This is a genomic window from Sporosarcina ureilytica (assembly GCF_001753205.1).
Lineage (GTDB): Bacteria > Bacillota > Bacilli > Bacillales_A > Planococcaceae > Sporosarcina > Sporosarcina ureilytica.
Genome location: NZ_CP017560.1, coordinates 2,264,017 through 2,289,005, shown reverse-complemented (window position 1 = coordinate 2,289,005; position 24,989 = coordinate 2,264,017). Strand labels below are relative to the sequence as shown.

At 39.8% G+C, this 24,989-nt stretch carries 26 protein-coding genes and 1 pseudogene; 26 read left to right on the top strand and 1 reads right to left on the bottom strand.

All coding sequences use genetic code 11. From position 1 onward, the window contains the following. Positions 1–76: 76 nt before the first annotated feature. The 16 genes from ndk (at position 77) to BI350_RS11245 (ending at position 14,210) form a co-directional block, all read left to right on the top strand. Positions 77–523, top strand: a complete 447-nt coding sequence (gene ndk, locus BI350_RS11320) for a nucleoside-diphosphate kinase (RefSeq protein WP_075528209.1) — start codon at positions 77–79, stop codon at positions 521–523. Positions 524–825: 302 nt separating this feature from the next. After that, the gene (locus BI350_RS11315) at positions 826–1,596 is read left to right on the top strand and encodes a CheR family methyltransferase (RefSeq protein ID WP_075528208.1); all 771 of its coding nucleotides are present in this window, start codon (positions 826–828) and stop codon (positions 1,594–1,596) included. A gap of 171 nt (positions 1,597–1,767) precedes the next feature. Continuing rightward, entirely contained in the window at positions 1,768–2,949 is a 1,182-nt protein-coding gene (aroC, locus tag BI350_RS11310; protein ID WP_075528207.1) for a chorismate synthase, read from the top strand. Between the two features lies 1 nt (position 2,950). Then, complete coding sequence (aroB, locus tag BI350_RS11305; protein WP_075528206.1) at positions 2,951–4,051, top strand: 3-dehydroquinate synthase; 1,101 nt, start codon at positions 2,951–2,953, stop codon at positions 4,049–4,051. Beyond that, positions 4,048–4,413 carry a chorismate mutase gene (gene aroH, locus BI350_RS11300; RefSeq protein WP_245698253.1) on the top strand — a complete coding sequence of 122 codons (366 nt, stop codon included), beginning with the start codon at positions 4,048–4,050 and terminating at the stop codon, positions 4,411–4,413. Before aroB ends, aroH begins: the two co-directional genes overlap by 4 nt. Positions 4,414–4,438: 25 nt before the next feature. After that, positions 4,439–5,539, top strand: coding sequence for a histidinol-phosphate transaminase (hisC, locus tag BI350_RS11295; RefSeq protein WP_075528204.1), 1,101 nt, complete (start codon positions 4,439–4,441; stop codon positions 5,537–5,539). Beyond that, positions 5,536–6,633 carry a prephenate dehydrogenase gene (locus tag BI350_RS11290; protein ID WP_075528203.1) on the top strand — a complete coding sequence of 366 codons (1,098 nt, stop codon included), beginning with the start codon at positions 5,536–5,538 and terminating at the stop codon, positions 6,631–6,633. The genes hisC and BI350_RS11290 overlap by 4 nt, the downstream gene beginning before the upstream one ends. A 47-nt stretch (positions 6,634–6,680) precedes the next feature. Beyond that, the gene (gene aroA, locus BI350_RS11285) at positions 6,681–7,979 is read left to right on the top strand and encodes a 3-phosphoshikimate 1-carboxyvinyltransferase (protein ID WP_245698252.1); all 1,299 of its coding nucleotides are present in this window, start codon (positions 6,681–6,683) and stop codon (positions 7,977–7,979) included. 53 nt (positions 7,980–8,032) lie between these two features. Continuing rightward, entirely contained in the window at positions 8,033–9,298 is a 1,266-nt protein-coding gene (locus tag BI350_RS11280) for a tetratricopeptide repeat protein (RefSeq protein WP_075528202.1), read from the top strand. 1 nt (position 9,299) lies between these two features. Beyond that, positions 9,300–9,854, top strand: a complete 555-nt coding sequence (locus tag BI350_RS11275; protein ID WP_075528201.1) for a ReoY family proteolytic degradation factor — start codon at positions 9,300–9,302, stop codon at positions 9,852–9,854. A 134-nt stretch (positions 9,855–9,988) separates the two neighbouring features. Then, a complete protein-coding gene (locus BI350_RS11270) occupies positions 9,989–10,435 on the top strand; it encodes a DUF2487 family protein (RefSeq protein ID WP_075528200.1) in 447 nt (148 codons plus the stop codon). 293 nt (positions 10,436–10,728) lie between these two features. Then, complete coding sequence (locus BI350_RS11265) at positions 10,729–11,235, top strand: Rieske (2Fe-2S) protein (protein ID WP_075528199.1); 507 nt, start codon at positions 10,729–10,731, stop codon at positions 11,233–11,235. 23 nt (positions 11,236–11,258) lie between these two features. Next, positions 11,259–11,933 (top strand): menaquinol-cytochrome c reductase cytochrome b subunit, encoded by a 675-nt coding sequence (gene qcrB, locus BI350_RS11260; protein WP_075528198.1) that lies wholly within the window; start codon positions 11,259–11,261, stop codon positions 11,931–11,933. Positions 11,934–11,976: 43 nt separating this feature from the next. Next, on the top strand, positions 11,977–12,738 hold the full coding sequence (locus tag BI350_RS11255) for a menaquinol-cytochrome c reductase cytochrome b/c subunit (RefSeq protein WP_075528197.1): 762 nt from the start codon (positions 11,977–11,979) through the stop codon (positions 12,736–12,738). Between the two features lie 143 nt (positions 12,739–12,881). Then, positions 12,882–13,478: a lipoprotein heptaprenylglyceryl N-acetyltransferase LhaT gene (gene lhaT, locus BI350_RS11250; protein ID WP_425423228.1), complete on the top strand. Its 597-nt coding sequence runs from the start codon at positions 12,882–12,884 to the stop codon at positions 13,476–13,478. A 69-nt stretch (positions 13,479–13,547) separates the two neighbouring features. Next, complete coding sequence (locus BI350_RS11245; RefSeq protein ID WP_075528196.1) at positions 13,548–14,210, top strand: zinc metallopeptidase; 663 nt, start codon at positions 13,548–13,550, stop codon at positions 14,208–14,210. 104 nt (positions 14,211–14,314) lie between these two features. Here the strand turns inward: BI350_RS11245 and BI350_RS17445 are convergent. Beyond that, positions 14,315–14,481, bottom strand: a pseudogene (locus tag BI350_RS17445) (YitT family protein); the annotation flags it as partial. A 260-nt stretch (positions 14,482–14,741) separates the two neighbouring features. Here BI350_RS17445 and BI350_RS11240 point away from each other — a divergent pair. The 10 genes from BI350_RS11240 (at position 14,742) to BI350_RS11195 (ending at position 24,975) form a co-directional block, all read left to right on the top strand. Beyond that, positions 14,742–15,080 carry a nucleotide pyrophosphohydrolase gene (locus BI350_RS11240; protein WP_075528195.1) on the top strand — a complete coding sequence of 113 codons (339 nt, stop codon included), beginning with the start codon at positions 14,742–14,744 and terminating at the stop codon, positions 15,078–15,080. Beyond that, positions 15,077–15,877 carry a 4-hydroxy-tetrahydrodipicolinate reductase gene (gene dapB / locus BI350_RS11235; protein ID WP_075528194.1) on the top strand — a complete coding sequence of 267 codons (801 nt, stop codon included), beginning with the start codon at positions 15,077–15,079 and terminating at the stop codon, positions 15,875–15,877. Before BI350_RS11240 ends, dapB begins: the two co-directional genes overlap by 4 nt. 32 nt (positions 15,878–15,909) lie before the next feature. Beyond that, complete coding sequence (bshA, locus tag BI350_RS11230; RefSeq protein WP_075528193.1) at positions 15,910–17,046, top strand: N-acetyl-alpha-D-glucosaminyl L-malate synthase BshA; 1,137 nt, start codon at positions 15,910–15,912, stop codon at positions 17,044–17,046. After that, on the top strand, positions 17,043–18,233 hold the full coding sequence (locus BI350_RS11225; RefSeq protein WP_082295058.1) for a CCA tRNA nucleotidyltransferase: 1,191 nt from the start codon (positions 17,043–17,045) through the stop codon (positions 18,231–18,233). The genes bshA and BI350_RS11225 overlap by 4 nt, the downstream gene beginning before the upstream one ends. Further along, the gene (locus tag BI350_RS11220) at positions 18,211–19,194 is read left to right on the top strand and encodes a biotin--[acetyl-CoA-carboxylase] ligase (protein WP_075528192.1); all 984 of its coding nucleotides are present in this window, start codon (positions 18,211–18,213) and stop codon (positions 19,192–19,194) included. Before BI350_RS11225 ends, BI350_RS11220 begins: the two co-directional genes overlap by 23 nt. Before the next feature lie 263 nt (positions 19,195–19,457). Continuing rightward, positions 19,458–20,300: a 3-methyl-2-oxobutanoate hydroxymethyltransferase gene (panB, locus tag BI350_RS11215; RefSeq protein ID WP_075529350.1), complete on the top strand. Its 843-nt coding sequence runs from the start codon at positions 19,458–19,460 to the stop codon at positions 20,298–20,300. Between the two features lie 6 nt (positions 20,301–20,306). Next, positions 20,307–21,173, top strand: coding sequence for a pantoate--beta-alanine ligase (gene panC, locus BI350_RS11210; protein WP_075529349.1), 867 nt, complete (start codon positions 20,307–20,309; stop codon positions 21,171–21,173). Next, on the top strand, positions 21,161–21,541 hold the full coding sequence (gene panD / locus BI350_RS11205; RefSeq protein WP_075528191.1) for an aspartate 1-decarboxylase: 381 nt from the start codon (positions 21,161–21,163) through the stop codon (positions 21,539–21,541). Before panC ends, panD begins: the two co-directional genes overlap by 13 nt. A 137-nt stretch (positions 21,542–21,678) precedes the next feature. Beyond that, complete coding sequence (dinG, locus tag BI350_RS11200) at positions 21,679–24,459, top strand: ATP-dependent DNA helicase DinG (RefSeq protein ID WP_075528190.1); 2,781 nt, start codon at positions 21,679–21,681, stop codon at positions 24,457–24,459. Positions 24,460–24,495: 36 nt separating this feature from the next. Further along, positions 24,496–24,975, top strand: coding sequence for a cell wall elongation regulator TseB-like domain-containing protein (locus BI350_RS11195; protein WP_075528189.1), 480 nt, complete (start codon positions 24,496–24,498; stop codon positions 24,973–24,975). Positions 24,976–24,989 lie beyond the last annotated feature (14 nt).

The following is a 24,989-nucleotide window of genomic DNA, read 5'->3' as shown; positions in this document are numbered from 1 at the left end:
GAAGTATAAACCGATGATACGATTTACAAGGGGATTTCCCCCTGTCAATGTACACATAATTAGAGGAGTGTTTTGAATGGAAAGAACATTTTTAATGGTAAAACCAGACGGCGTACAACGCAACTTGATTGGCGACATCGTAAGCCGTTTTGAAAACAAAGGTTTCCAACTTGTTGGTGCGAAACTTATGCAAGTTACAGAAGAACTAGCACAGCAACATTACGGAGAGCATAAAGAACGTCCATTTTTTGGAGAGCTTGTTGATTTCATCACATCTGGACCAGTTTTTGCAATGGTTTGGGAAGGTGAAAATGTAATTTCAACAGCACGTTTACTTGTTGGTGCAACAAACCCAACAGAATCAGCTCCAGGAACAATTCGCGGTGACTACGCAGTAACTGTAGGTAAAAACATCATTCACGGTTCTGACTCACCTGAATCTGCTGTTCGTGAAATTGGTCTTTTCTTCAACGAAGAAGAACTTGTATCATACGACAAAACAATGTCTACTTGGATTATCTAATTCATTGAATTAAAGCAGCCAAGCGGTTTCCGCGCGGCTGTTTTTCTTATAATTATTGCCGAAATTTTTTTAGCAAGCCTAAGGTTACAATTTTCGCTATTCCAAGTCTGTTTAAATAATAAACTGCGGGACGTTTGCGATCATATGAACATTTCACCTGCTCTATTTTGATGAAGTGCAAATAGGAATTCCGTCCTATAATGACTCTTTTTGCGGTTTACACAAGCTTATTGAACATAGTTAGAATTGCTCGGCAAATGCCGGGTTTTCTTTTATTTTTTTCACAGAGAGAGGGGAACATTATGCCGGATTATAAAACATTTATTGGAAATATTAAGCGTAAAACAGGTATCGATTTATCTCTTTATAAAGAAGCACAAATGAAAAGAAGACTGACTTCGTTATATGAAAGAAAGGGATACAAGAATTTTAGCGTTTTTTATGATGCGATCCATAATGATCGTGCTATACTAGATGAATTTTTAGATAGAATGACAATTAATGTGTCAGAGTTTTATCGAAACAAAGAACGTTGGGAAGTGCTTGATAAAAAAATTTTTCCTCAATTGCTTTCTAAAACGAAAAGACTGAAGATTTGGAGTGCGGCTTGTTCGACTGGTGAAGAACCCTATTCTTTAGCAATGGTACTCTCCTCGCATGTACCCCTACGAGATATTTCTATTTTAGCGACAGATTTAGATGAAGGTGCCCTTGAACGTGCTAAGGTTGGGCTTTATCCAGAACGCGCATTAAAAGATGTTCCGCGAAATGTTTTAAGCAATTATTTTGTTAATGAAGGCAATCATTATCAAGTAAACGAAGAAATAAAAAAAACCGTCACTTTTAAACAACATAATTTATTAAATGATCGGTATGACACAGGGTATGACTTAATCGTTTGCCGAAACGTCATGATTTATTTTACAGAAGAGGCAAAGGAAGAAATTTATATGAACTTTGCTAAAGCCTTAAAGCCTGGTGGCGTTTTATTTGTTGGAAGTACCGAACAAATTTTCAATCCAGCGAAATACGGATTCGAATCAATCGAAACATTTTTTTATAAAAAACTATAATTTACATATTGATTTTGAATATTTTCAAAGATAAGTATAGTCGAAACTGAAACAATTTGGTATAGTGCTATGAAATAGGAGATAAACAAAAGCGCAGGGCGCCGCCTAGATGCGACAGGCATAAAACAAGCGGGCCATGTGGCGTTACATAAAGAAAGCGGGGGAATGGGAATGAGATTTTTTACAGCAGGAGAATCACACGGACCTCAATTAACAGCAATTATAGAAGGGTTACCTGCCCAAATGGACTTAACGACAGACATGATTAATAAAGAACTGGCAAGAAGACAAGGTGGACACGGACGAGGTCGACGCATGCAAATTGAAACAGATGAGGTCGTCATTTCTTCAGGTGTTCGCCATGGGAAAACACTCGGGTCGCCAGTGACATTGACAGTTGTAAACGACGACTGGAAACATTGGACAAAAATAATGGGGATTGAACCATTAGGTGAAGACGTGGATCCGGCAAGTATTAAACGTCAAATTTCACGTCCACGTCCAGGACATGCTGATCTTGTAGGCGGTATGAAATATGGTCATCGCGATTTGCGCAATGTGCTAGAACGTTCCTCGGCTCGTGAAACAACGATGCGAGTTGCGATAGGGGCCGTTGCGAAGAAGTTTTTAGAAGAGATTGGGATTACAACAGTGGCGCACGTTCATGAAATTGGTGGTGTCAAAATCGATTCATCGACTTATGAAAACCTAAGCATGGAAGAGTTACGAACGGTAATTGAACAAGACCCGGTTTACTGTGCAGATCCAGTGGCATCTAAAAAAATGGTCCAAGCGATAGATGATGCAAAAGATAGAGGCGATACCATCGGCGGTGTCGTAGAAGTCATCATTGAAGGATGCCCGCCTGGGATTGGCAGTTACGTGCAATTCGACCGAAAACTTGACGCGAAGTTAGCTAGTGCAATGATGAGTATTAACGCATTCAAAGGTGTAGAAATTGGGCTTGGGTTTGAAATGGCCAAATTACCTGGAAGCGAAGTGCATGATGAAATTGCGTGGGATGAAGAAAAAGGGTACTACCGAAAAACGAATCGCCTCGGTGGATTAGAAGGCGGTATGTCGACGGGAATGCCAATCACAGTAAAAGGTGTCATGAAACCAATTCCAACCCTGTATAAACCGCTTGAAAGTGTTGACATAGACACGAAAGAACCATTTGTTGCAACGATTGAGCGTTCAGACCCTTGTGCCGTTCCAGCAGCTTCAGTTGTTGCGGAGCATGTGATTGCAACAGCGCTCGCACAAGCAATTATGGAGGAGTTTCGAGCGGATACGATAGATGGCATTCGAAATGAAATTGAAGCGTATAGAGCGTATGTAAAGGAGTTTTAACATGGGGAAATTGACAGTTGAAACGACAAATCATCGTTATGATGTACAAATTGGACCTACTACGTATGCACTTTTTTCTACTGTCTATAAAGATCTGCTCACAAGTGCTGATCGAATTGCGATTATTGCAGATGAAAAAGTAGCCGAGATTCATTTATCGTCACTTGAAGCGTCTTTAGCGATTGTGAAAAACAAATTAGTCATAAAAACGATTCCAGCTGGTGAAGCATGTAAATCAATTGACACTTATGCCGATTGTCAATCATTTTTATTACAACAAGGTTTTACCCGCCAGTCGCTCATTATTGCGTTCGGCGGGGGGGCTTGTGGAGATTTAGTCGGCTTTGTCGCAGCGACATTTATGAGAGGCATTCGTTACATTCATTGCCCGACCACGATTCTTGCTCACGACAGTGCGGTAGGGGGAAAAACCGCAATTAACATGCCTGAGGGGAAAAATATGGTAGGTGCATTTCATCAACCATCTGCTGTGTTGTTTCAAACAGGATTATTTTCCTCGTTGCCGTCTCGAGAAATTAGGTCGGGTCTTGCCGAATTATTAAAACATGCCTTTATTTCCAATGAAGAATGGACGATGCAATTACTTGTAAATGAATCTTTTACGAATCCATCGGAACAATGGTTATCGGAAGAATTATTAAAGGGCATTCAAGTGAAAGCATCAATCGTTGCGGAAGATGAATTTGAGCAGTCTACCCGGAAATTTCTCAATTTTGGGCATACATTCGGTCATGCAGTTGAAGCAGCCTGTGGATTTGGTAAGTTAAGCCACGGAGAATCTGTCATGATTGGAATGATTTACAGTTTGCAATTGAGTGAAATAATGGGGCTTACAGAAAAAACGTTAACAGAACAGTTGATTCAATTCGCAAATGAACATGAATACCCACTTCATCCAATTCATGATTTCTCATTTGACGAATTTATGAGTTATATGCAAAAAGATAAAAAAATGTCCCATGGAAAGTTAAATTTCGTTTTACTTGAAGGGATTGGACAACCATTTGTAACGGAAGTAACCAGGGAACAATGTTTACGAGCGTTTCAGGAGCTAACGACAAGGACGGAGGGAATGTCTTGACAGTAAGGGGTTTACGCGGAGCAACGACGATTGCAAGTGATAATGAACAAGACGTTTTACAGGCAACGGGGGTACTTGTTCAAGAAATGGCGCAGGCGAATCATGTATTGCCAGAAGATATTGTATCTGTATTAATTTCGACAACGGCAGATATTCAGTCAGCTTTTCCAGCAAAAGCTGTACGTTCCATTGAAGGGTGGAAGTATGTGCCAGTGATGTGTACACATGAGATGAATGTACCGGGTGGAATGCCGTTATGTATACGTATTTTACTACATGCAAATTGTACAATCCCGCAAAAAAATATCATTCATATTTATCAAAATGAGGCAGTGAAATTAAGACCCGATTTACAAAAATAAACAAACACTACTGGAGGAGATATGTATGCGTTGGAGAAGAGTTCTTAAAGAAATGGCCCCATATACACCAGGAAAATCAATCGAAGAAGTAAAGGCGATGTATGGCTTAGAAGATATCGTCAAATTAGCATCAAACGAAAATCCTTATGGTGCATCCCCTGTTGCTTCAGAACGATTAGCGCCACAGGCAGTTGATCTAGAAATATATCCGGATGGGTATGCGGGGAAACTGCGCACTAAAATCGCTTCCGAATTGAAGATTAATGAAAATGAATTACTATTTGGTAGTGGTTCAGATGAAATTATTGTCATTATTGCACGTGCACTTTTAGGAGAAGGCACGAATACAATTGTCGCAACGCCAACATTTCCCCAGTACAAACATCATGCGTTAATTGAAGGAGCCGAAGTAAAAGAGATTCCTTTAATCAATGGCGAACATAACTTAGATGGCTTCCTAGAAGCGATTGATAATGATACGTCAGTCATTTGGTTATGTAGTCCAAATAATCCGACCGGTAACTTAATTGAAGCTGATAAATTAACAGCTTTTCTAGCGCAAGTACCTGAACGTGTCCTTGTCGTGCTTGACGAGGCATATTACGAATATATTGTAGATGAAAACTACATAGATACTGTAGAACTCATTCAAAAACATAAAAATGTACTGATTTTACGAACGTTTTCAAAAGCTTATGGATTAGCTGCTTTACGCGTTGGTTATGCAATCGGTGACCAATCCTTGATTACCCCTTTAAATACAACACGCAGTCCATTCAACGTCACAAGTTTAAGTTTGGCAGTAGCCGAAAAAGCATTTACTGATAAAGCATTTATTGAAAAGTGTAGAACGTTAAATAGAGCGCAAATGGAACGCTTCTATGCATACGCAGAACAACACGGGCTTCATGTATTCGATTCTCAAGCCAATTTCGTTTTACTCCAAGTTCCCGGGAGCGCAACAGAAGCAACGGAGGAATTATTAAAGAAAGGATATATTGTAAGAAGCGGAGATGCACTCGGAACGCCTGGTTATATACGAGTGACGGTCGGAACTGCAGAGCAAAATGATGGTTTTTTCAAAGCCTTTGATACTTTATTAGAAGGTGCAGGACGTCTAAAATGAAAATCAACGTTTCGATCATTGGACTCGGCTTAATCGGCGGTTCGTTAGGGCTGGCATTAAAAAGAAATCGAAATGTACATGTAACAGGCTTCGATAATTCGTATGGTACGATGCAAGAAGCATACCGCCGAGGGATTATAGATACGATTGCCGCGTCCATCCATAAAGTAAGTGAACAAGCAGATATCATCATCTTTGCGACACCGGTGAATACAACAGTGCGTCTGCTACAAGAAGTACCGACATGGAAGTTAAAAGATCATGTCATTATTTCTGATACAGGAAGCACAAAAGGTCCGATAATGAAAGCCGCTACAGCACTCCAAGAACATGGCATTACATTTATAGGCGGACATCCAATGACAGGTTCCCATAAAAGCGGTGTTTCCGCAGCAAGAGAACATCTCTTTGAAAATGCCTATTATATATTAACACCTGCTAAACAAGTTAAAAAAGAACAGATTCAAATGATGCAAGAACTGCTCATCCCTACAAAAGGAAAAGTCGTTGTGATAGATGCAGAAGAACATGACCGAATGACGGCAATCGTAAGTCATTTTCCGCATCTCATCGCATCTTCCCTTGTAGGAAGGCTGTCTGAACAACAAGAAAGTCAACCATTTGTGAGAGAATTGGCTGCAGGAGGGTTTAGAGATTTAACGAGAATCGCATCGGCTGACCCGATTATGTGGCGAGATATTACAATTCAAAATAAAGACGAACTATTAAACCAGTTGGATGGTTGGATGGAAGAAATGGCGCGAATTCGAAAAATGCTTCTAGAAAATGACCCTGAACAAATCCAAACTTTTTTTAGTGAAGCTAAAAATTATCGAGATGAATTACCAATTTCTAAAGGTGCACTCTTCACAACATATGACCTACATGTGGACATCCCTGACCATCCAGGAATTATTTCCGAAATTACAAAAATCCTTGCAGACGAGCGGATTAGCATTACCAATATACGTATCGTCGAAACAAGAACCGACGTTTTTGGTATTTTAGTTATCAGCTTCCAAACTATTGCTGACCGAAACAAAGCTCAATTGGCATTATCTGAGGAAACAGACTACAGCTCACATATTGTGTAGCTGATTCCATTACTATCCGTATTAGTTTTCGATAAGGAGTGAACGTGTTGAAGGATTTACAAACGATTCATTTTAAAGACAATACAGTACAAGGAGAGTTGAAAGTCCCCGGTGATAAATCAATTTCTCACCGCGCCGTAATGCTTGGTTCGATTGCTGAAGGAAAAACGACAATTACCGGTTTCCTTAATGGGGAGGATTGTTTGCGGACGATAGAAATTTTTAAACAGTTAGGCGTAAACATTGACAATACGGGGGACACTGTAGAAATTCATAGTCCAGGGATTCAAGGTTGGACAACTCCTTCCGAAGATTTATATGCAGGAAATTCAGGGACTACTGCCCGGCTTATGCTAGGTATTCTTGCGAGTTCTAACGTACAGGCTGTTATTAGTGGTGATGAATCATTGTCAAGTAGACCAATGGACCGAGTCACCAACCCATTAAGAGATATGGGTGCATCCATTCACTCCGAATCCGGTACAGATTTATTACCCTTGAAAATCACTGGAACCCCTTTAAAAGCGATTAATTATAAAAACCCAGTGGCGAGCGCACAAGTAAAGTCTGCAATTCTTTTTGCGGGATTACAAGCAGAAGGGACCACTTCTGTGCAAGAGGAAACAGTGTCGCGGGACCATACTGAACAAATGCTTCGTTATTTCGGTGCAGATGTTCATGTATCTAATGGAACGGCAAGCATACGGAAGGGACAAAAGCTTCAAGGGCAAACCGTTCACGTACCGGGAGATATTTCTTCAGCGGCCTTTTTTATGGTGGCAGCCGGCATGACGCCCGGAAGTTCATTAACCCTCACAAACGTCGGCTTAAATCCAACGAGAACAGGCATTATTGATGTATTAGAAGCAATGGGTGTTGGGGTTACGATTTCAAATGAATCGTATGAAAACGGTGAACCTGTTGGTACACTGGAAATTAATCATCAACAATTACAAGGCATAGAAATTGGTGGGGACCTAATTCCACGTTTAATCGACGAGTTACCAATTATTGCTTTATTAGCGACACAAGCAGAAGGGACAACAATTATTAAAGACGCGGCAGAATTGCGCGTGAAAGAAACAGATAGAATTGCTGCTGTTACGAATGAATTGACGAAAATTGGTGCGAATATTGAAGCGACTCCTGATGGAATGATTATTCATGGACCAACACCGTTAAAAGGTGGTACGATGGATTCTTATGGTGATCATAGGCTCGGAATGATGGCAGGTATTGCATCGCTAGTCGCATCGGAACCGATTACGATTCAAAATCCTGCATGTATTGATATTTCTTATCCATCATTTTTTGAAGACCTGGAAAGCGTTGCGCAAAAAAGATAGAATCGCATGCGTAACGATTTAAATGTATACATTGGGAAAGAACAGGTGAAAATATGGAACAGTTACAAGAAATCGAAAGAATGATTCAAGAAGGTGATATGGAAACGCTAAACGTCTATTTGAATCAGCTTAAGGCAACGACAGATCTGGACTTGATATATGAAGTTGCCAGTATATTAGCGGCATATGGGTTTATGAAAGAGGCGAGTGATTTATATGAAGTTTTACTCGTTCATTTACCTAACGAAGCACAACTAAAAATCGATCGTGCCAATACGCTTATTGAACTAGGCGATGAAGACGAAGCGTTATTATTATTAAATGACATAAAAAAAGATGATGACGAATATGTTCAAGCATTATTGGTCCTTGCTGATTATTACCAGTTGATTGGATTGGCCGAAACTGCAATCGATAAAATAAAAGAAGCGCATGAACGACTACCAGAAGAGCCCGTCATTAAATTTGCATACGCCGAATTATTATTAGATTCAGGAAGATATGCGGAGGCGACCCACTATTATTTAGAAATTAAAGAACAGGTCAATGAAATTGGTGATGTGAGTATCATTTCAAGATTGGCCGAAACGTATAGTGCTGGTGGAGCTTATGAGGAAGCGATTCCTTATTATGAAGAGATGCTACAAGATACATCTACGCCTGATGTTCTATTCGGTGCGGCCTTTGCCTATTATCAAGTGGGTAATCCAAAAAGAGCCATTTCACTACTCGAAGAATTAATTGCCCAAGACCCTGACTATTATTCAGCTTATATGCTTGCGGGGCAGGCACAAATCTTAGCAGGTAAAGAACAAAAAGCCTATGACTTATTTAAAGCGGGTATATTAAGAGATGAATTTGATAAAGAGTTGCAATTATCTGCTGGGAAATGTGCGTTAAAACTTGGTTATTCTGAAGAAGCGGAAACGTATTTAAAAGAAGCGCTCGTGTTAGATCCGGAGTATATTGAAGCCCTTGTATCGCTCGCTTCGTTGTACCATACAACCGAACGTGATGAAGAATTGATAGAACTTTTAACTGATGCCAACGAATATATTGAAGATATCTCTACTTTACACGCTTTCTTAGCATATGCTTATGAAAGAACGGAATTATATGACAATGCATATGAATCGTTTAAGAAGGCATATAGTGGTATGAAAGAAGACCATGAATTTCTAGCTTCCTATGCAAGCTTTCTTGTTGAAGAAGGAAAACGTAGTGAAGCAGTCAAAGTAGCGGACCAACTCGTAAAACTTTTTCCAGATGACTCAAATTGGAGAGCTTTTCTCGAATCGCAAAATGATGAGGAGGTATGACATGAAGGCGATGGTACCTGTCGATGCCAAAAAAGATTTTGTTAAATGGTTCCTCAAGCGTTATAAGTTAAAGCGACGTGAATGTGTGTGGATTTTGAATTATTTGCTAAGTCACGAGAAACTTTTAGAAAACGTGCACTTTACAGATGAGGCTCATTATTGTCCAAGAGCAATGGTAATTTCTACGACAAAATCAGAAAGCATTCCATTTCGTTTCTACAAAGGAAATTTAATGACAGCCGATGCCGAAAAATCATTTCATGACTTGCGACTTTACGAAAATGAAAAAATGTATATTCAACTTAATTTCCCAAATAATCATGCCTGTCCGCATTATGCAAGTGTTCGTGAGGAGAACCCTTTTTTACCTGCCTATTTGCAAATTAGCGAAACGGATAAAAGAATCGCCCAACAGTTAGTAGAAGAAAGTATCGAAAATATGACCAGGGAAACGCTAAGAAAAGGAATTGACGAGGCACTCGATACGAATGATAAAGAGCGGTTTTTCGCACTCTCAGCGATGTTGAATGATACGGCAATGAAAGGAAAGCAATAACTCCATCCCATAGATGGAGTTATTTGCTTTTTTTTATCAAATGCCAGAAATGATGTTGCGCATAGCTAAGTAAGGTTTCGTTTGATAAGATTAATAATGACAATACAGTAAAGTTACTTAGGAGGGCATCACCTATGAATTGGAATAGTCAAGACATGGATACATATTTTCAACAAAAAGATTATATTGATACGTTACTCGTACCTCTATTGAAATTGGAAACGGCTCCGGAAGCTTTAAAAGGGAGTTCATCCGCAACGGAGTTTTTAATGCATCTATCCAGCTTTATTGAAACGCAATTTAGAGGACGGATGATGGTATTACCGCCATTTACATACACGCAATCTACTAATCTACAAGAGATGAGCAATGTGCTGAGTAAAGATTTACAGCTGATGGATTTTAAGCATATATTTTATTTGACGACGGATAGAACTTGGACGGATGTTGAGATAGAAGGGGAGATAATTTGGTTACCTTCCATTCCGTTAGAAAGTATGGACAAGCAATTAAGAAATACGGTCATTGAGGATCAACTCCGACAAGTTCTTCCTTTATTCACAAAGAAGTGGACAGAATAACAGTAAACATTGATTCATGAATGCGCTTTCGGCCAATTATTAATTCAACCAATCGCATACTTACGGGCGGTTGATCCCCACTTGAATCTTACATATTCACCTGAAATAGTAAGCTAGAAGTCACATTGTCCGCTAATATAGGCGAAAATTCATCAATTGTTCACAAACTATGAATAGGTTGTGAAGTTAGATTGAATTTCCTCTATGATTAGGATATTATAGAAGTGTCCTAGTATTTACATTTATCAAAAGTATTTTTGTTGGACTGACCTTTTAGTAAGAGGAGGGAGAACATGAGTAAGAATCGAGTGTCAAGGCGTCAATTCCTTAGCTACACAATAATGGGCGTAGGCGGTTTTATGGCGTCTGGAACAATTATGCCGATGCTTCGTTTTGCAGTCGATCCTGTTTTACAAAAATCAGGAGAAGGTGATTTCACTGCAACGCCTCAAAGAGTGGACGAGCTAACGGAAACACCGGTCCGAGTTGACTACACAATCGTCGATCGTCAGGATGGGTGGTATAAATCAGATGAATCTTATTCAGCATGGGTGTATAAAAGCGGCGATAGAATCGTAGCGCTTTCACCAGTCTGTAAACACCTTGGTTGTACTGTAAACTGGGGTGGGGATAAAAATCATCCTGACCAATTCTTTTGCCCTTGCCACGCAGGACGCTATGAGAAAAATGGTAAACATGTTCCAGGAACACCACCAATTGGACCACTTGATGAGTATTTGTGGATGGAAAAAGACGGCTATCTTTATTTAGGTGGAACAACACCGAACACATTAGTTTAAAAATGTTAGGGGGTACGACCAAAGTGCTGAATAAAATTTATGATTGGGTTGACGAACGGTTGGATATCACCCCAATTTGGCGCGATATCGCTGACCACGAAGTACCTGAGCACGTAAACCCTGCACATCATTTTTCCGCATTTATCTATTGTTTTGGAGGGCTGACGTTTTTTGTAACCGTTATCCAAATTTTATCTGGTATGTTCCTAACGATGTATTACACGCCGGATATTGAAAATGCTTGGAAATCCGTTTACTATCTTCAAAACGAAGTAGCATTCGGTGAAATTGTGCGTGGGATGCACCACTGGGGAGCTTCACTTGTTATCGTTATGATGTTCCTACATACTTTACGTGTATTTTTTACGGGTTCTTACAAGAAGCCTCGTGAGCTAAACTGGATTGTTGGAGTACTTATTTTCGTAACAATGCTTGGCTTAGGCTTTACAGGTTATTTATTACCATGGGATATGAAAGCATTGTTCGCTACGAAAGTAGGAATTGAGATTGCAGCATCTGTACCATTCATTGGAGAACAGATTAAAATTCTCCTTGCAGGAGATTCTGAGATTCTCGGTGCACAGACATTAACACGCTTCTTTGCGATACATGTCTTCTTCCTACCCGCAGCATTGCTTGGGTTGCTTGGGGCTCACTTTGTCTTTATTCGTAGACAAGGAATTTCTGGACCACTATAAGAAACGTACTTACGTCCATTGAATTTTATAAGGAGGGGACATTATGCAACGCGGAAAAGGGATGAAATTTGTCGGAGATTCACGTATTAAGGCAAACAATAAAATGCCTAACGTCCCGAAAGATTATTCGGAATACCCGGGGAAAACAGAAGCTTTCTATCCAAACTTCTTATTGAAAGAATGGTTGGTTGGTGCTGTTTTCTTAATCGGATATTTAGTTTTAACGCTCGCGCATCCAGCGCCGCTGGAGCGACAAGCGGATCCTACTGATACGATGTATACACCGGTTCCGGATTGGTATTTCCTTTCAATGTACCAGCTATTGAAATACTCTTTCGCTTCTGGACCTTGGAATATTGTCGGGGCAATCATTATGCCTGGACTCGCAATTGGTGCATTGATGCTCGTTCCATTTATGGATACAAGTAAAGAGCGTCGCCCAATTAAGAGACCGCTTCCAACGGCATTCATGCTGCTGTCAGTAGCTGCTCTTGTTTATTTAACTTGGGAATCTGTTGCAAATCATGACTGGGAAGCACAGAAAATCCAAGGTGCAATCGTAGAAGAAGTTGAGTTTGATATGGAATCAGAAGGGTATCTGATTTACGCTGAATCTTCATGTATTAGCTGTCACGGGAACTCTTTTGAAGGTGGTTTAGGACCTTCACTTGCTGGAACTGGCCTAACAGCTGATGAGATTGAAGATATCGCAATAAACGGTGTTGGTGGCATGCCTGGAGGCACGTTCGAAGGTACCGATGAAGAACTCAGAGCTTTATCTGAATATCTTGCAGAACTAGAATAAGAATGAAAGAAAAAGAGTCAGGAAACTGGCTCTTTTTTCTATTATATATATATATGTCTAGTTTAAGTGTTTTTTGGTAAGATTTATTTATAGAGTGATTATTTATGATGGACTTAGATTAAATGGACGAGGAGGGTTGCCAATTGAATGCATTAATGATGAGAGTTTGGCTCATACTATCGCATAAATCTTTTCTTTGGCTATTATTATTTGTAAATATCCTTGGCACGGTTTATGGATACGACTGGTATAAATGGCAACTAATCATTACTGAACCAAAGTATTGGGTATTCGTTCCGGATAGCCCGACAGCAAGTTTGTTTTTTTGTTTTGCGATTATTGGTTGGCTCATTAATCGAAACTTTAAGTTGATGGAGGCCTTGGCATTAATTACGTTGGTGAAATATGGTCTGTGGGCAGTGGTGATGAATATTTTAACGCTACTTGAGACCGGGTCAATCGGTTGGGTTGGCTGGATGCTTGTCATTTCACACTTTGCGATGGCGTTCCAAGCTGTGCTCTATATTCCTTTTTATCAATTTTCAATAGGACATATTATCCTTGCGGCAATCTGGACATTACACAACGATGTCATCGATTATGTGTTTGGTCAAATGCCGATTTACGGGGATTTGATGAAATATATGGATCAAATTGGTTATTTCACTTTTTGGCTATCATTATTTTGTATTTTTATTGCCTATTTTGTTTGGAAGAGAGTCACAATCACACCCTCATAATTGTAAAAAGTTGCGAAACACCCTCATGCAATATAAAATAGGGACAGACAGAAAGAAGGGGGATAAAAGATGTATTGGTTCTATTTAGGGTTAATTATTCTACTACCATTATACGCTCAATTTAAAGTTAAAAGTACGTATAAAAAATATTCGAAAGTCCGTTCAACGTCTGGCATGACCGGTGCACAAGTTGCCCGACTTATCTTGGATCAAAACGATTTACATGATGTGAAAGTAGTAGAGTCGAATGGTTTTTTAAGTGACCACTACAATCCTTTAACGAAAACAGTGGCGCTATCACCGCATAATTATCGTGAAGCGTCCGTTGCGGGAACAGCTGTAGCTGCTCATGAAGTAGGACATGCAATTCAAGATAAAGAAGCGTATGCATTTTTACGTTTTCGTCACAGTCTTGTACCAGCGGCAAATCTAACATCTAATGCTTCTTGGATATTCATTATGATTGGATTGTTTTTTTCAAACACGTTCCTAGGAATCGGTATTTTATTACTAGCTGTCGGGGTTTTATTTCAACTTGTCACACTGCCTGTAGAGTTTAATGCATCGAGTCGGGCGATGGATCAAGTTGTCTCACTTGGCGTGATTCAGAACGAAGAAGAGTCCCATGCGAAAAAAGTATTAAACGCTGCAGCGATGACTTATGTAGCAGCAGCTGCTGTTGCAGTACTAGAACTCGTTCGACTTCTATTAATTTTCTTTAATAGGGAATAAGCGTAAAAAAATAAAAGTAGAAGAAAATGTATCAATCATTTTCTTCTACTTTTTGTTTTATCAAGTATGGCCATTGATTTACGGTTGAAGTGGTCGCTTTTGATCATCAGTGCGGGTTCCCAATTAAAAGCGAAAAGAAGTATGGCGTAATTCCAGTAAAACCTCCTTCAGCTCACTCATTTTGAATATTAAAATGAACGATGCCAAAACTAAAAATAGTAGCACCGACAATAAAGAACAAGATGTTTTTTGTTTTGACACCTTCTAACATGAGGAACCCACCTTTCGACAAATCACAATCATCTTACTATCATCTGTTTTTATCCCGCATTAACGGGCAGTAAGACTCCCACCTCAAGACTTAAGTAAAACGATAAGTATAGATGGGAGGTTAACTGCCCGTAAAAGCCCGATTGGTTCAACTAACAATCAGTGGGGGATGAGGAAAACCCCCACTGATTGAAGTTTCACTTTATATCTTTGACAACCGTCGCAGAAATTAATACGATTAGAAGGAAGGAGTTGGATTTGGTGGAAACAGAACGTACATTATCAGAATTGCAAAAAGAAGTCGATTTGTACATAAATAGTTTTAAAGAAGGATATTTTCCTCCAATGGAACTGCTCGCAAGACTGACTGAGGAATTGGGCGAATTATCCCGCGAAGTCCAGCACGTCTACGGGATGAAAAAGAAAAAAAGAGAAGAAGCGATCCGTTCACTTGAAGAAGAAACGGGCGATTTATTATTTGTTCTCGTTTGTTTTGCAAACAGAGAAGGGATTAGTTTGGAGAAGGCGCTCACGAATGTACTTCAAAAGTACAAAGTGCGTGACGCAGATCGTTGGACAAAAAAGGAGGAAGAAAAATGACGATAAAAATTGTGCTTGCAGGTGCTCGTGGCCGAATGGGCAGTGCCGCAATTGAAGCCATTAATAAAATAGAAGATATGGAAATTGTAGCTGCATTGGATTATAAAAACGATGGATTGTTTTTACACGAAAATAAAGTTCATGACACTGAGATTGGGATTCCAATTTTCACATCGTTCGATCGTTTAATTAAGCATGTACAACCTGACGTTTTACTAGACTTAACAACGCCTGACGTTGTATATGAGAATATGTATAATGCGATAAAAAATGGGATTCGACCAGTAGTGGGTACATCTGGCTTAAGTTTTGATGAGATTGAAAAGTTAACGGAATTTGCGAATGAAAAGGAAATTGGTGGGATTATTGCACCGAATTTTTCAATTGGCGCCGTCTTAATGATGAAGTTTTCAGCAATGGCTGCACGCTACCTCGGAGATATTGAAATTATTGAATCCCATCATAATCAAAAAGTAGACGCACCGTCTGGAACAGCTATGAAAACCGCTGAAATGATTATGAATGTAAGGGAAGCGCATATCCAAGGTCATGAGGAAGAGAAAGAGCATGTGAAAGGTGCACGAGGCGCAGACATAGAAGGAATGAAAATACATAGTATACGATTGCCTGGTCTCCTTGCACATCAAGAAGTATTGTTGGGTGCAGAAGGGGAATTATTAACATTGCGCCATGATTCCTTTAATAGAAGTTGTTTTATGCCAGGCGTCTTGATGGCCATACGGAATGTGTTAGTGCGTAAAGACCTGGTTTATGGACTTGAGAATATACTCGATTAAATGTAATAAGAAGACTTGTGAAGAGGGTGGTTATGTTGGAAAAATTGAAAATAGGTGTCATCTGCTACCCTTCATTAGGTGGTTCGGGTGTTGTTGCAACAGAATTAGGATTAATGATGGCGAAAAGAGGCCATGAGTTACATTATATTTCATCGAGTGTACCTTTTCGATTATTAGGGCGGCATGAAAATGTTCATTTTCATGAAGTGACGCTTGAAGGGTATGCCGTTTTTAAATACCCGCCTTATGATATTGCGCTTGCAAATCGGATTGCGCAAGTAATTGAATCCGAACAGCTTGACTTGTTGCATGTACATTATGCAATGCCACATGCCGTGGCCGCAGCGCTTGGGAAAGATATGGCTGAATCTGATATCGGTGTAATCACAACCCTTCATGGAACAGATGTGACTGTATTAGGTCATGATGAAGGACTTCGCAATACAGTCCAGTACGGCATTAATAAATCTAGTATTGTCACAGCCGTGTCTAACTCATTAAAACAAGACACAATAAAATTGATTAACCCGAACAAAGAAATTCGTACCATTTATAATTTTATCGATGAGGAAACGTATCGACCACTTGAACCAGGAACGTTAAAAAATGAACTTGGCATACGAGAAGATGAAAAAGTTCTCATCCATATATCTAACTTTAGAGAAGTGAAAAATATACCTGACGTTGTAAAAAGTTTTCAACTTGTTTTACAAGAGGTCAATGCGAAACTTCTTCTTATTGGAGAAGGTCCTGAAATGGATTCGATTAGAGCGTTAGTTCGTGAACTTGATTTAGAAAACCATGTTCTTTTTACTGGAAAAAGAAATGATATGGCGGAATTACTAGCAATCAGTGATATGATGTTTCATTTATCGGAAAAAGAAGCTTTTGGCCTTGTGCTACTTGAAGCACTTGCTTGTGGCGTTCCTTCAGTTGCTACAAATATTGATGGGATTCCAGAAGTCGTTACAGACGGCGTCAATGGGTTTCTTGTTAATCTTGGTGACATTTCAGCGGCAGCCGATAAAGCTGTCCAATTGTTACAAGATGAAAGCTTGAGACAGCGTTTTATTGAAAATGGCTTCCAAACTGTTGAGGAGAAATTCCATTCAGCTAAAATTTTAGAGCAATATGAGCAGTTATACTATGAGGCGGCGGGTAAAGCATGATTCAGCCATTTGGGACACCGGCAAGTTATCTAGTTCTAGAAAAACTTGAACAACACGGGCATGAAGCTGTATTTGTTGGAGGAGCGGTGCGTGATTATTTACTCGGTAAACGAGCAACTGATATCGACATTGCGACTTCAGCAGAACCGAATGAAGTGAAGGCGATTTTTTCAAATACGATAGATGTAGGCATTGCACATGGGACCGTTTTAGTTTTGCTGAATCATGAACCAATTGAAGTGACGACTTTTCGAACAGAAGGGACCTATTCAGATGCGAGAAGGCCCGATGAAGTTCAATTCGTTAAAACATTACACGAAGATTTGCTACGTAGAGATTTTACATTTAATGCACTGGCAATGACGAAAGACGGTCAATTGATTGATTTATTTAACGGTCAAGAAGACTTAAAGCATAAAATAATCCGTGCGGTTGGTGTGCCAGAAGAACGGTTTCATGAAGATGCATTACGTATGATGAGGGCACTACGTTTTGCATCAGTATTAGATTTTACCCTTGACCCTGCTACATTCGAGGCAATTCGTAACCAAGCAGAACGGCTAGGAAATGTTTCTGTAGAACGAATCAAAATTGAGATGGACAGATTATTTTTAGGGACCAATCCATTGGCTGCATTTAAATTGTTTACAGAAACCAAGCTTAGTCAGGCGCTTCCGTTATTTCCTAAAGAAACGAGGGGATTGGAACATGCGCTTCCGTTTGCTTCAGCGAATGAAGGGTGGGCTTATTTACTTGTAGCTGGCGAGTATTCAGCTTCAACATTAGGCGGGGCTTATAAATTATCAAATGATGAGAAAAGATTTATAGCGGCAGTAGAGACTGCGTACACCATACGGAAAGAGCATCCATTTGCCATGGATGAGATTTATTTATTCGACGTACCTGTTTTGGAAGCTGCAGAAAAGTTTTACCGTTCAATTTCTATGGATGAAGGATTCGCACCTTTTCCGCAGTTTGAAAAAGAAAAAAACAAGTTAGCGATTCAATCGCCAAGAGACTTGAGCGTAAATGGTAGAGATTTGATGAATTGGGCGGACGTTAAAGGCGGTCGTTGGACTGGAGAATGGATGAAAAAAATCGAAGCCGCAGTCTTACATGGTCGATGTGTTAATGATCCGAATAAAATAAGGGAATGGTTTATGAATGACTTCAACAGCAAAGAGTGAGTTGTTAAAAAGATTATTTGACGCAAACGGAGAGCCGGTTTCTGGACAAGATCTTGCCGATGAATTTGGCGTTTCCCGTACCGCGATCTGGAAATATGTGAAAGATTTAGAACAAGAAGGATATGAGATTGGAACAGTCCGTAAAAGAGGATATTATTTAATTTCAACGCCTGACAGGATAAATGAAGCCAACATAAAAAAATATTTAACGACCGAAGCATTTGGCCAAGAGATACGGTATTTTGAGTCTTGTGATTCCACGCAGTTTATTGCGCATGAGTTAGCACAGGAAGGCGCACAGGACGGGACAGTTGTTGTTGCTGAAGAACAGCTAACCGGTAAAGGGAGAATGGCACGGCCTTGGGATTCAAAAGCTTACAAAGGCATTTGGATGAGCGTCATTACAAGACCGCACTTAACCCCACAACAGGCCCCGCAAATGACGTTAGTAGCAGCTGTAGCAATTACAAGAGCGATTGAAGAAGTAACAGGCTTAACGCCCCAAATTAAATGGCCGAACGATTTATTGATTAATGAAAAAAAGGTAACGGGCATTTTAACGGAATTGCAAGCGGACCCAGACTTAATAAAATCTATCATTCTAGGCATTGGGATCAATGTGAATCAAAGCATCGATGAATTTCCAGAAGAATTAATGTCAATTGCTACTTCCTTGAAAATTGAACTCGGAAAAACAATCAATCGTGCAGAACTCATTGCAACTACGTTAAAATATTTAGAAGAATATACGAAGCTTTATGAAGCGCATGGATTTAGTCCAATTAAATTACTATGGGAAAGTTATTCAAATACAATTGGACGAAGAATACGTGCAACGATGGTGAATCAAACTGTTGAAGGCTTAGCGATTGGAATTACCGAGGAAGGTATGCTCGAATTAAAGCAAGATGATGGAACCATCTTTGGGGTTTATTCGGGGGATATTGAATTCAGGAAATAGTGTGTATACTTTTTGTGTAGAATTTGATATAGTAAACTTGTAGGGCGGTATCATATTCGAACTGCACCAACAGAAAAAATGTTAATCAAATAGTTCGTTCAAACATGATCTGCCTTGATCTTTAAATAAGACAGGGACGGAGGAAACCATTTTAAAGTGATGACGCAATCCTTCTGTCCATTTTTAGACAGAAGGTTTTTTATATGTCTAGCTTCGGGCGCCTAGCGCTTTTCTCATGGTTTTTTCCCGGAGAGGAGAAAAAAATGAAAACAACAGCAGATTTCTTAAACATGAAAAAAGACGGTGAAAAAGTTGTCATGCTGACGGCTTACGATTACCCAACGGCTAAGTTTGCAGAAGATTCAGGGGTTGATGTGATTTTAGTTGGCGATTCATTAGGCATGGTTGTACTAGGCTATGACTCAACAGTACCGGTGACAGTGAACGATATGATTCATCACGGTAAAGCTGTAAGAAGAGGCGCGAAAGACACATTCGTTGTCGTTGATATGCCTTTTGGTTCTTATCACGGTTCTTATGACAGAACATTACAAGACGCGGTGCGAATTTTTCAAGAAACTGGTGCAAATGCATTAAAGCTTGAAGGTTCAGGAGAAGTGATACACGTGATTGGCATGTTAACGGATACTGGTATCCCTGTCGTTGCTCACTTAGGTTTGTTACCGCAACATGCAGGTGTACTTGGTGGCTATAAAGTCCAAGGTAAAACGGCGGAAGCCGCGGAACAATTAATAAGCGATGCATTGGCGGCGGAGCGAGCGGGTGCTTGTATGGTGGTTGTAGAATGTGTACCTTATCAGCTAGCGAAAAAAGTATCTGAGGCACTTACGATTCCAGTAATAGGCATTGGCGCAGGCGCAGAAACAGACGGACAAGTACTTGTATTCCATGACACAGTCCAATTTGGAAATCACCACATCCCTAAATTTGTAAAGAAATTTTCCGATGCCGGCAGAACGATACACGACGGGTTAACTGCTTATGTGGAAGAGGTTAAGAATGGTTCCTTCCCCGCGGAGCAACATCGTTTTACAATGAAAGAAGAAGAACTCGTGACATTGTATGGCAGCGGAAAAGGTGAATGAATGCATATGAAAATCGTTAATTCTATTGAGCAATTGCGAAAGCTTTTAAATCGACAAGTGCGGCAACATCGAACGGTAGGGTTTGTACCAACGATGGGCTTTTTACATGAAGGTCACCTAGCACTCGTTAAAAAGGCTAGGGAAGAGAACGATATTGTTGTGATGAGTATATTTGTGAACCCGACACAATTTGGTCCTAATGAAGATTATGCAACTTATCCGAGAAATGAACAAAGAGATGTCGCATTAGCAGCAGAAGCTGGTGTTGATATTGTTTTTATGCCAGATAAAGACGAGATGTATCCGAGGATAGGAGAGATTCAAATTTTACCGGGGGCTCAAGCGGAAGTACTTTGCGGTGCATCACGATCCGGCCATTTTGATGGTGTTTTGAAAGTCATATTGAAATTATTTAATATTGTCGACCCAGACCGTTCCTATTTCGGGAAGAAAGATGCGCAACAACTGGCGATCATTGAAACGTTTGTGGAAGATTTCAATTTCAGAACGACCATTGAACGTGTGCCTACTGTGAGGGAAAAGGATGGCTTGGCAATGAGTTCCAGAAATGTTCGACTCTCACCTAAAGAACGTTCGGAGGCCCCTGTGCTTTACGAAGCGTTGCAGCTTGGAAAAAAGTATTTAGAACAAGGTAAAGAAACAAGTGTCGTTGAACATGAAGTTGCACAGTTAATTGAAAATAAAACTTCAGGGGCTATCGACTATGTAGCATTGCTCGCTTATCCATCGCTCCAACCATTGACTGTTGATTCAGAAGAAGCCATCTTAGCTTGTGCAGTGACATTTGAAAAAGCTAGATTAATAGATAACGTAATCGTGAAATTAAAGGATGAATTGCCATGTTCAGAATGATGATGAATAGCAAATTACACCGAGCAACTGTTACAGAGGCAGATTTGAATTATGTAGGCAGTATTACAATTGACGCTGACTTGCTAGAAGCAGCTAATATGTATCCGAATGAAAAAGTGCATGTCGTCAATAATCATAACGGTGCACGTTTTGAAACGTATATTATTGCAGGTGAGCGGGGAAGTGGCGTCATTTGTGTCAACGGGGCTGCAGCTAGACTCGTTCAAAAAGGCGACATTGTGATTATTTTGTCATACGTTTATGTGACGGAAACAGAAGCGGAAAGTCACGAACCGACTGTGTTGATTTTAGATGAGCAAAACCAAATTCAACAAATGATAAAAGAAGCCCCTAGTATGCGTATTTAATCTTTCAATACCGCCCGTACAAGATGTAAGCCATCTTTTACGGGTTTTCTTTCTTAGAAATGGTTAAAATAACCGAATTATCGACTTCAATATGATATAATTTCGATTAGCATTGATTACAGGAAGTTGATGATTGAATGGACACAAAAACTTATGCGGTTGTCGATTTGGAAACAACGGGACACTCTTCTGCTAAGGGAGATCGAATTATTCAAATCGCAATCGTTCTTATAAAAAACGGAAAAATTGAGCAAAGATATATGCGCTTTGTAAATCCTTGCCAAAAAATCCCGCCATTTATTCGAGAATTAACGAATATAAATGATGAGGATGTAGAAGGTGCACCTACTTTTGAAGAGATTGCTGAGGAAGTAAGGGGCTTATTGGAAGGGACTGTTTTTGTTGCGCACAACACAGCATTTGATCTGCCTTTCTTACAAAGTGAATTTAAACGTTGCCAAGTGGGCAAATGGTCGGGGAGACAAATTGATACTGTAGAATTGACCAAAATAGTCTTTCCGTCGCTTGCTAGTTATAGGTTGCAAGACATTGCAGAAGAACTAGGTATTCAGTTGCCGTCTGCACATCGGGCGGATGACGATGCAGAAGCTACGAGCGAGCTCCTGCTCCAATGTTATGAAAAATTACATACGCTCCCGTTAGAAACATTGGAATTACTTCATAAAAGGTCGTTTAAGCTTAAATCCGATTTAGCAAGTCTTTTTTATACCGTATTAAAAAATGTCCGTGGCAAACGTCAACGCATTCAATATTCAAAGTTCCGCGGAATACCTTTTAAACCTGTAACGCCAACATCAAGTGGACAATATGGGGATGGTTCCTATCCTACACAAGAGGTACAGAAAACCAAGTTATTCAAAGAGGCTTTTCCAAACTTTGAAAAAAGATCTTCCCAATTTTCCTTTATGGATACCGTTTGGCGAACATTGACGGAGACATCAGAAGTTGCAGCGGAGGTACCGACAGGGATTGGTAAAACAATCGCTTATTTATTACCAGCCGCATTTCAATCTATTGAACAAGGCAAGCCAGTCGTCATTAGCACATACACCAATTATTTAGTCGACAAAATTGTTGTGAGTGAATTGGAGAAAATCTCTAACATGCTGAACATCACACTAAAAGCGACTGTGCTTAAAGGGAGAAATCATTATATTTCTCTCGGGAAGTTCGAGGAGTTACTTACGCTAACAGATCAATCTTACGATGAGACATTTTCAATCATGCAAATTCTTGTATGGTTAACGGAAACAACTACCGGCGATCTAGGCGAATTAAACGTTTCCGGCGGAGGTCAATTATTTATCGACCGAATTAGAAACCGTTCGGTTAGCGTGTCAAATGAAGAGCGTGAAGTTGATTATTATATGCAGCATTTACAGGCATGCAAACATTCAAATTTTATTATTACGAATCATGCGATGTTGTTGTCAGATATCAATCGAACGGAGCCGATTTTTGATCAAATTGCTGGTTTAGTTGTAGATGAAGCGCATCAACTCGTTCAAACTGCCGCAAGACTTAGTGAAACTGTCTTTTCATATACAACGTGGAAATATATTATGGGGCAACTTGCTTCAACTGCCGATGGACAATTGCTTTCAGAAATCGTGGCATTAGCTAACCGGTTAGGCGTGTCCATTCCCGCAATGGAACAGATTGCAACTTCGTTTGAACAGTTTTCAACTGCGTTCGATGAAGTGACAAGTCAATTGGCCTATTTCGTTCCGGAAACGATTAAAAAACAAGTAGGCCATCGAAATACTTATGCACTCCATGAACTACAGAATATGCAAAAGCAATATGAGAAAGTATCTACAGTCATGTTCAATTATCTCGACATTGCTGAAAAAATTGAAAGGCGATTTGCCATTCATACAGTGAATATGTCAAAAAGCGAGCGTGCATTAATTGCGGAATGGTCCTATTGGCTAAGAGAACTTAAAATTAAAGCAGGTGAATGGGTAGAGCTCTTTTTAGATAATAACAAACAAAAATTTGCCATTTGGATTGAAAGAGATCAACGGAGTTTACCAAGTAGTTTAATGGCCATTCGACATCCACTTGACAGTTCTGCCACTATACAAAAATTTACGGAGCGTCTAAAAATAAATCGCACGGGTATTGTATGGACTTCAGGGACGCTAGCCATTGGTCATAGAACGAGATATATTCCAACGCAATTAGGTTTGGATGAAACAGTCCCAATTGAAGTGTTTGACGCACCAACCCATTTTTACGATGGAGCAGAAATGTATCTTGTGAACAATATGCCTGCTATTCAACAAGTTTCGCAATCGGATTATATTGAAGAGGTTGCGAATGCGGTGATTCAAACAACAATGGCAACGGGGGGAAGATTATTTGTACTCTTCACATCAAAAGATATGATGAAGAAAACATATGATCTGATTATTGATAGTGAACAATTGGAAGAATATGCGCTTTTTGCACAAGGTATTACGGGCGGCAGCCGGATGAAATTATTAAAATCATTTCATCAGTTTAACCAGTCAGTTTTATTTGGAACGAGCAGTTTCTGGGAAGGTGTGGACGTTCCAGGGGACGCACTGTCAGCAGTGATTGTTGTTCGTTTACCTTTTACTTCACCAGAAGATCCTATCTTTAAAGCGCATGCGGAGAAATTAACAGCCGAAGGAAAGAATCCTTTTACGGAGTATGCGTTGCCGGAAGCCGTCATGCGTATGCGCCAAGGATTTGGAAGGCTTATTCGCTCGTCGTCTGACAAAGGTGCGTTTATTATTTTGGATAGAAGAATTGAGACAAAATCATACGGGAAATACTTTATTGATGCTTTGCCAAATGTCCATGTGAAAAAAGTAACGCTTGAAGTAATGGTGAATGAACTCGAAAATTGCTATAATAAAGGTAAGTAAAAAAAATGTTAGAAGAATCCTGGGACGTGAGCAAACATGTTAAATTGGGTTAAATTTATTTCGGCCTTCCTGTTCGCATTAGTGACGGTTATTGTCATCACAGTTTTTTACAATGCGAATAAACCAATCGCTACTGTAAAAGATACAGCAGCAGAAGCAGCCATCCGTTCAGGGCAAATTATGACAGTCGACGCCGTCCAACCGTATAATGGAACAGACGCATTGGTCACCGTATTCGGGGTGAATCCAGACGGCGAAAAAGTGGCAGTTTTTGTGAATGAACGAGAAGAAAGAAAGTTTCAAGAAGTTAAATTAGCGGATGGCGTCTCCAAAGAAACAGCGCTCCAAACTGTATTACAAGAGCACAAGGTAGCTAAAGTTTTACATGTCCTATTAGGTACTGAGGAGAACGAACCGATTTGGGAAGTTGCCTTTAAAAATGAAAGTGGTAAATTGAATTATGTATACATCCTATTTAAGGATGGAGAATGGTCAAAAAGAATTTTAAATTTATAGGGGGAGAGATGGAA

Coding starts and splice junctions, on each gene's coding strand:
- panD (WP_075528191.1), top strand. CDS start 21,161: ATGTTCAGAATGATGATGAATAGCAAATTACACCGAGCAACTGTTACA.
- bshA (WP_075528193.1), top strand. CDS start 15,910: ATGTTGGAAAAATTGAAAATAGGTGTCATCTGCTACCCTTCATTAGGT.
- ndk (WP_075528209.1), top strand. CDS start 77: ATGGAAAGAACATTTTTAATGGTAAAACCAGACGGCGTACAACGCAAC.
- dapB (WP_075528194.1), top strand. CDS start 15,077: ATGACGATAAAAATTGTGCTTGCAGGTGCTCGTGGCCGAATGGGCAGT.
- panB (WP_075529350.1), top strand. CDS start 19,458: ATGAAAACAACAGCAGATTTCTTAAACATGAAAAAAGACGGTGAAAAA.
- aroC (WP_075528207.1), top strand. CDS start 1,768: ATGAGATTTTTTACAGCAGGAGAATCACACGGACCTCAATTAACAGCA.
- BI350_RS11220 (WP_075528192.1), top strand. CDS start 18,211: ATGACTTCAACAGCAAAGAGTGAGTTGTTAAAAAGATTATTTGACGCA.
- aroB (WP_075528206.1), top strand. CDS start 2,951: ATGGGGAAATTGACAGTTGAAACGACAAATCATCGTTATGATGTACAA.
- dinG (WP_075528190.1), top strand. CDS start 21,679: ATGGACACAAAAACTTATGCGGTTGTCGATTTGGAAACAACGGGACAC.
- BI350_RS11245 (WP_075528196.1), top strand. CDS start 13,548: ATGTATTGGTTCTATTTAGGGTTAATTATTCTACTACCATTATACGCT.
- BI350_RS11315 (WP_075528208.1), top strand. CDS start 826: ATGCCGGATTATAAAACATTTATTGGAAATATTAAGCGTAAAACAGGT.
- panC (WP_075529349.1), top strand. CDS start 20,307: ATGAAAATCGTTAATTCTATTGAGCAATTGCGAAAGCTTTTAAATCGA.
- hisC (WP_075528204.1), top strand. CDS start 4,439: ATGCGTTGGAGAAGAGTTCTTAAAGAAATGGCCCCATATACACCAGGA.
- BI350_RS11225 (WP_082295058.1), top strand. CDS start 17,043: ATGATTCAGCCATTTGGGACACCGGCAAGTTATCTAGTTCTAGAAAAA.
- BI350_RS11255 (WP_075528197.1), top strand. CDS start 11,977: ATGCAACGCGGAAAAGGGATGAAATTTGTCGGAGATTCACGTATTAAG.
- BI350_RS11195 (WP_075528189.1), top strand. CDS start 24,496: ATGTTAAATTGGGTTAAATTTATTTCGGCCTTCCTGTTCGCATTAGTG.
- BI350_RS11265 (WP_075528199.1), top strand. CDS start 10,729: ATGAGTAAGAATCGAGTGTCAAGGCGTCAATTCCTTAGCTACACAATA.
- BI350_RS11275 (WP_075528201.1), top strand. CDS start 9,300: ATGAAGGCGATGGTACCTGTCGATGCCAAAAAAGATTTTGTTAAATGG.
- BI350_RS11290 (WP_075528203.1), top strand. CDS start 5,536: ATGAAAATCAACGTTTCGATCATTGGACTCGGCTTAATCGGCGGTTCG.
- BI350_RS11270 (WP_075528200.1), top strand. CDS start 9,989: ATGAATTGGAATAGTCAAGACATGGATACATATTTTCAACAAAAAGAT.
- BI350_RS11280 (WP_075528202.1), top strand. CDS start 8,033: ATGGAACAGTTACAAGAAATCGAAAGAATGATTCAAGAAGGTGATATG.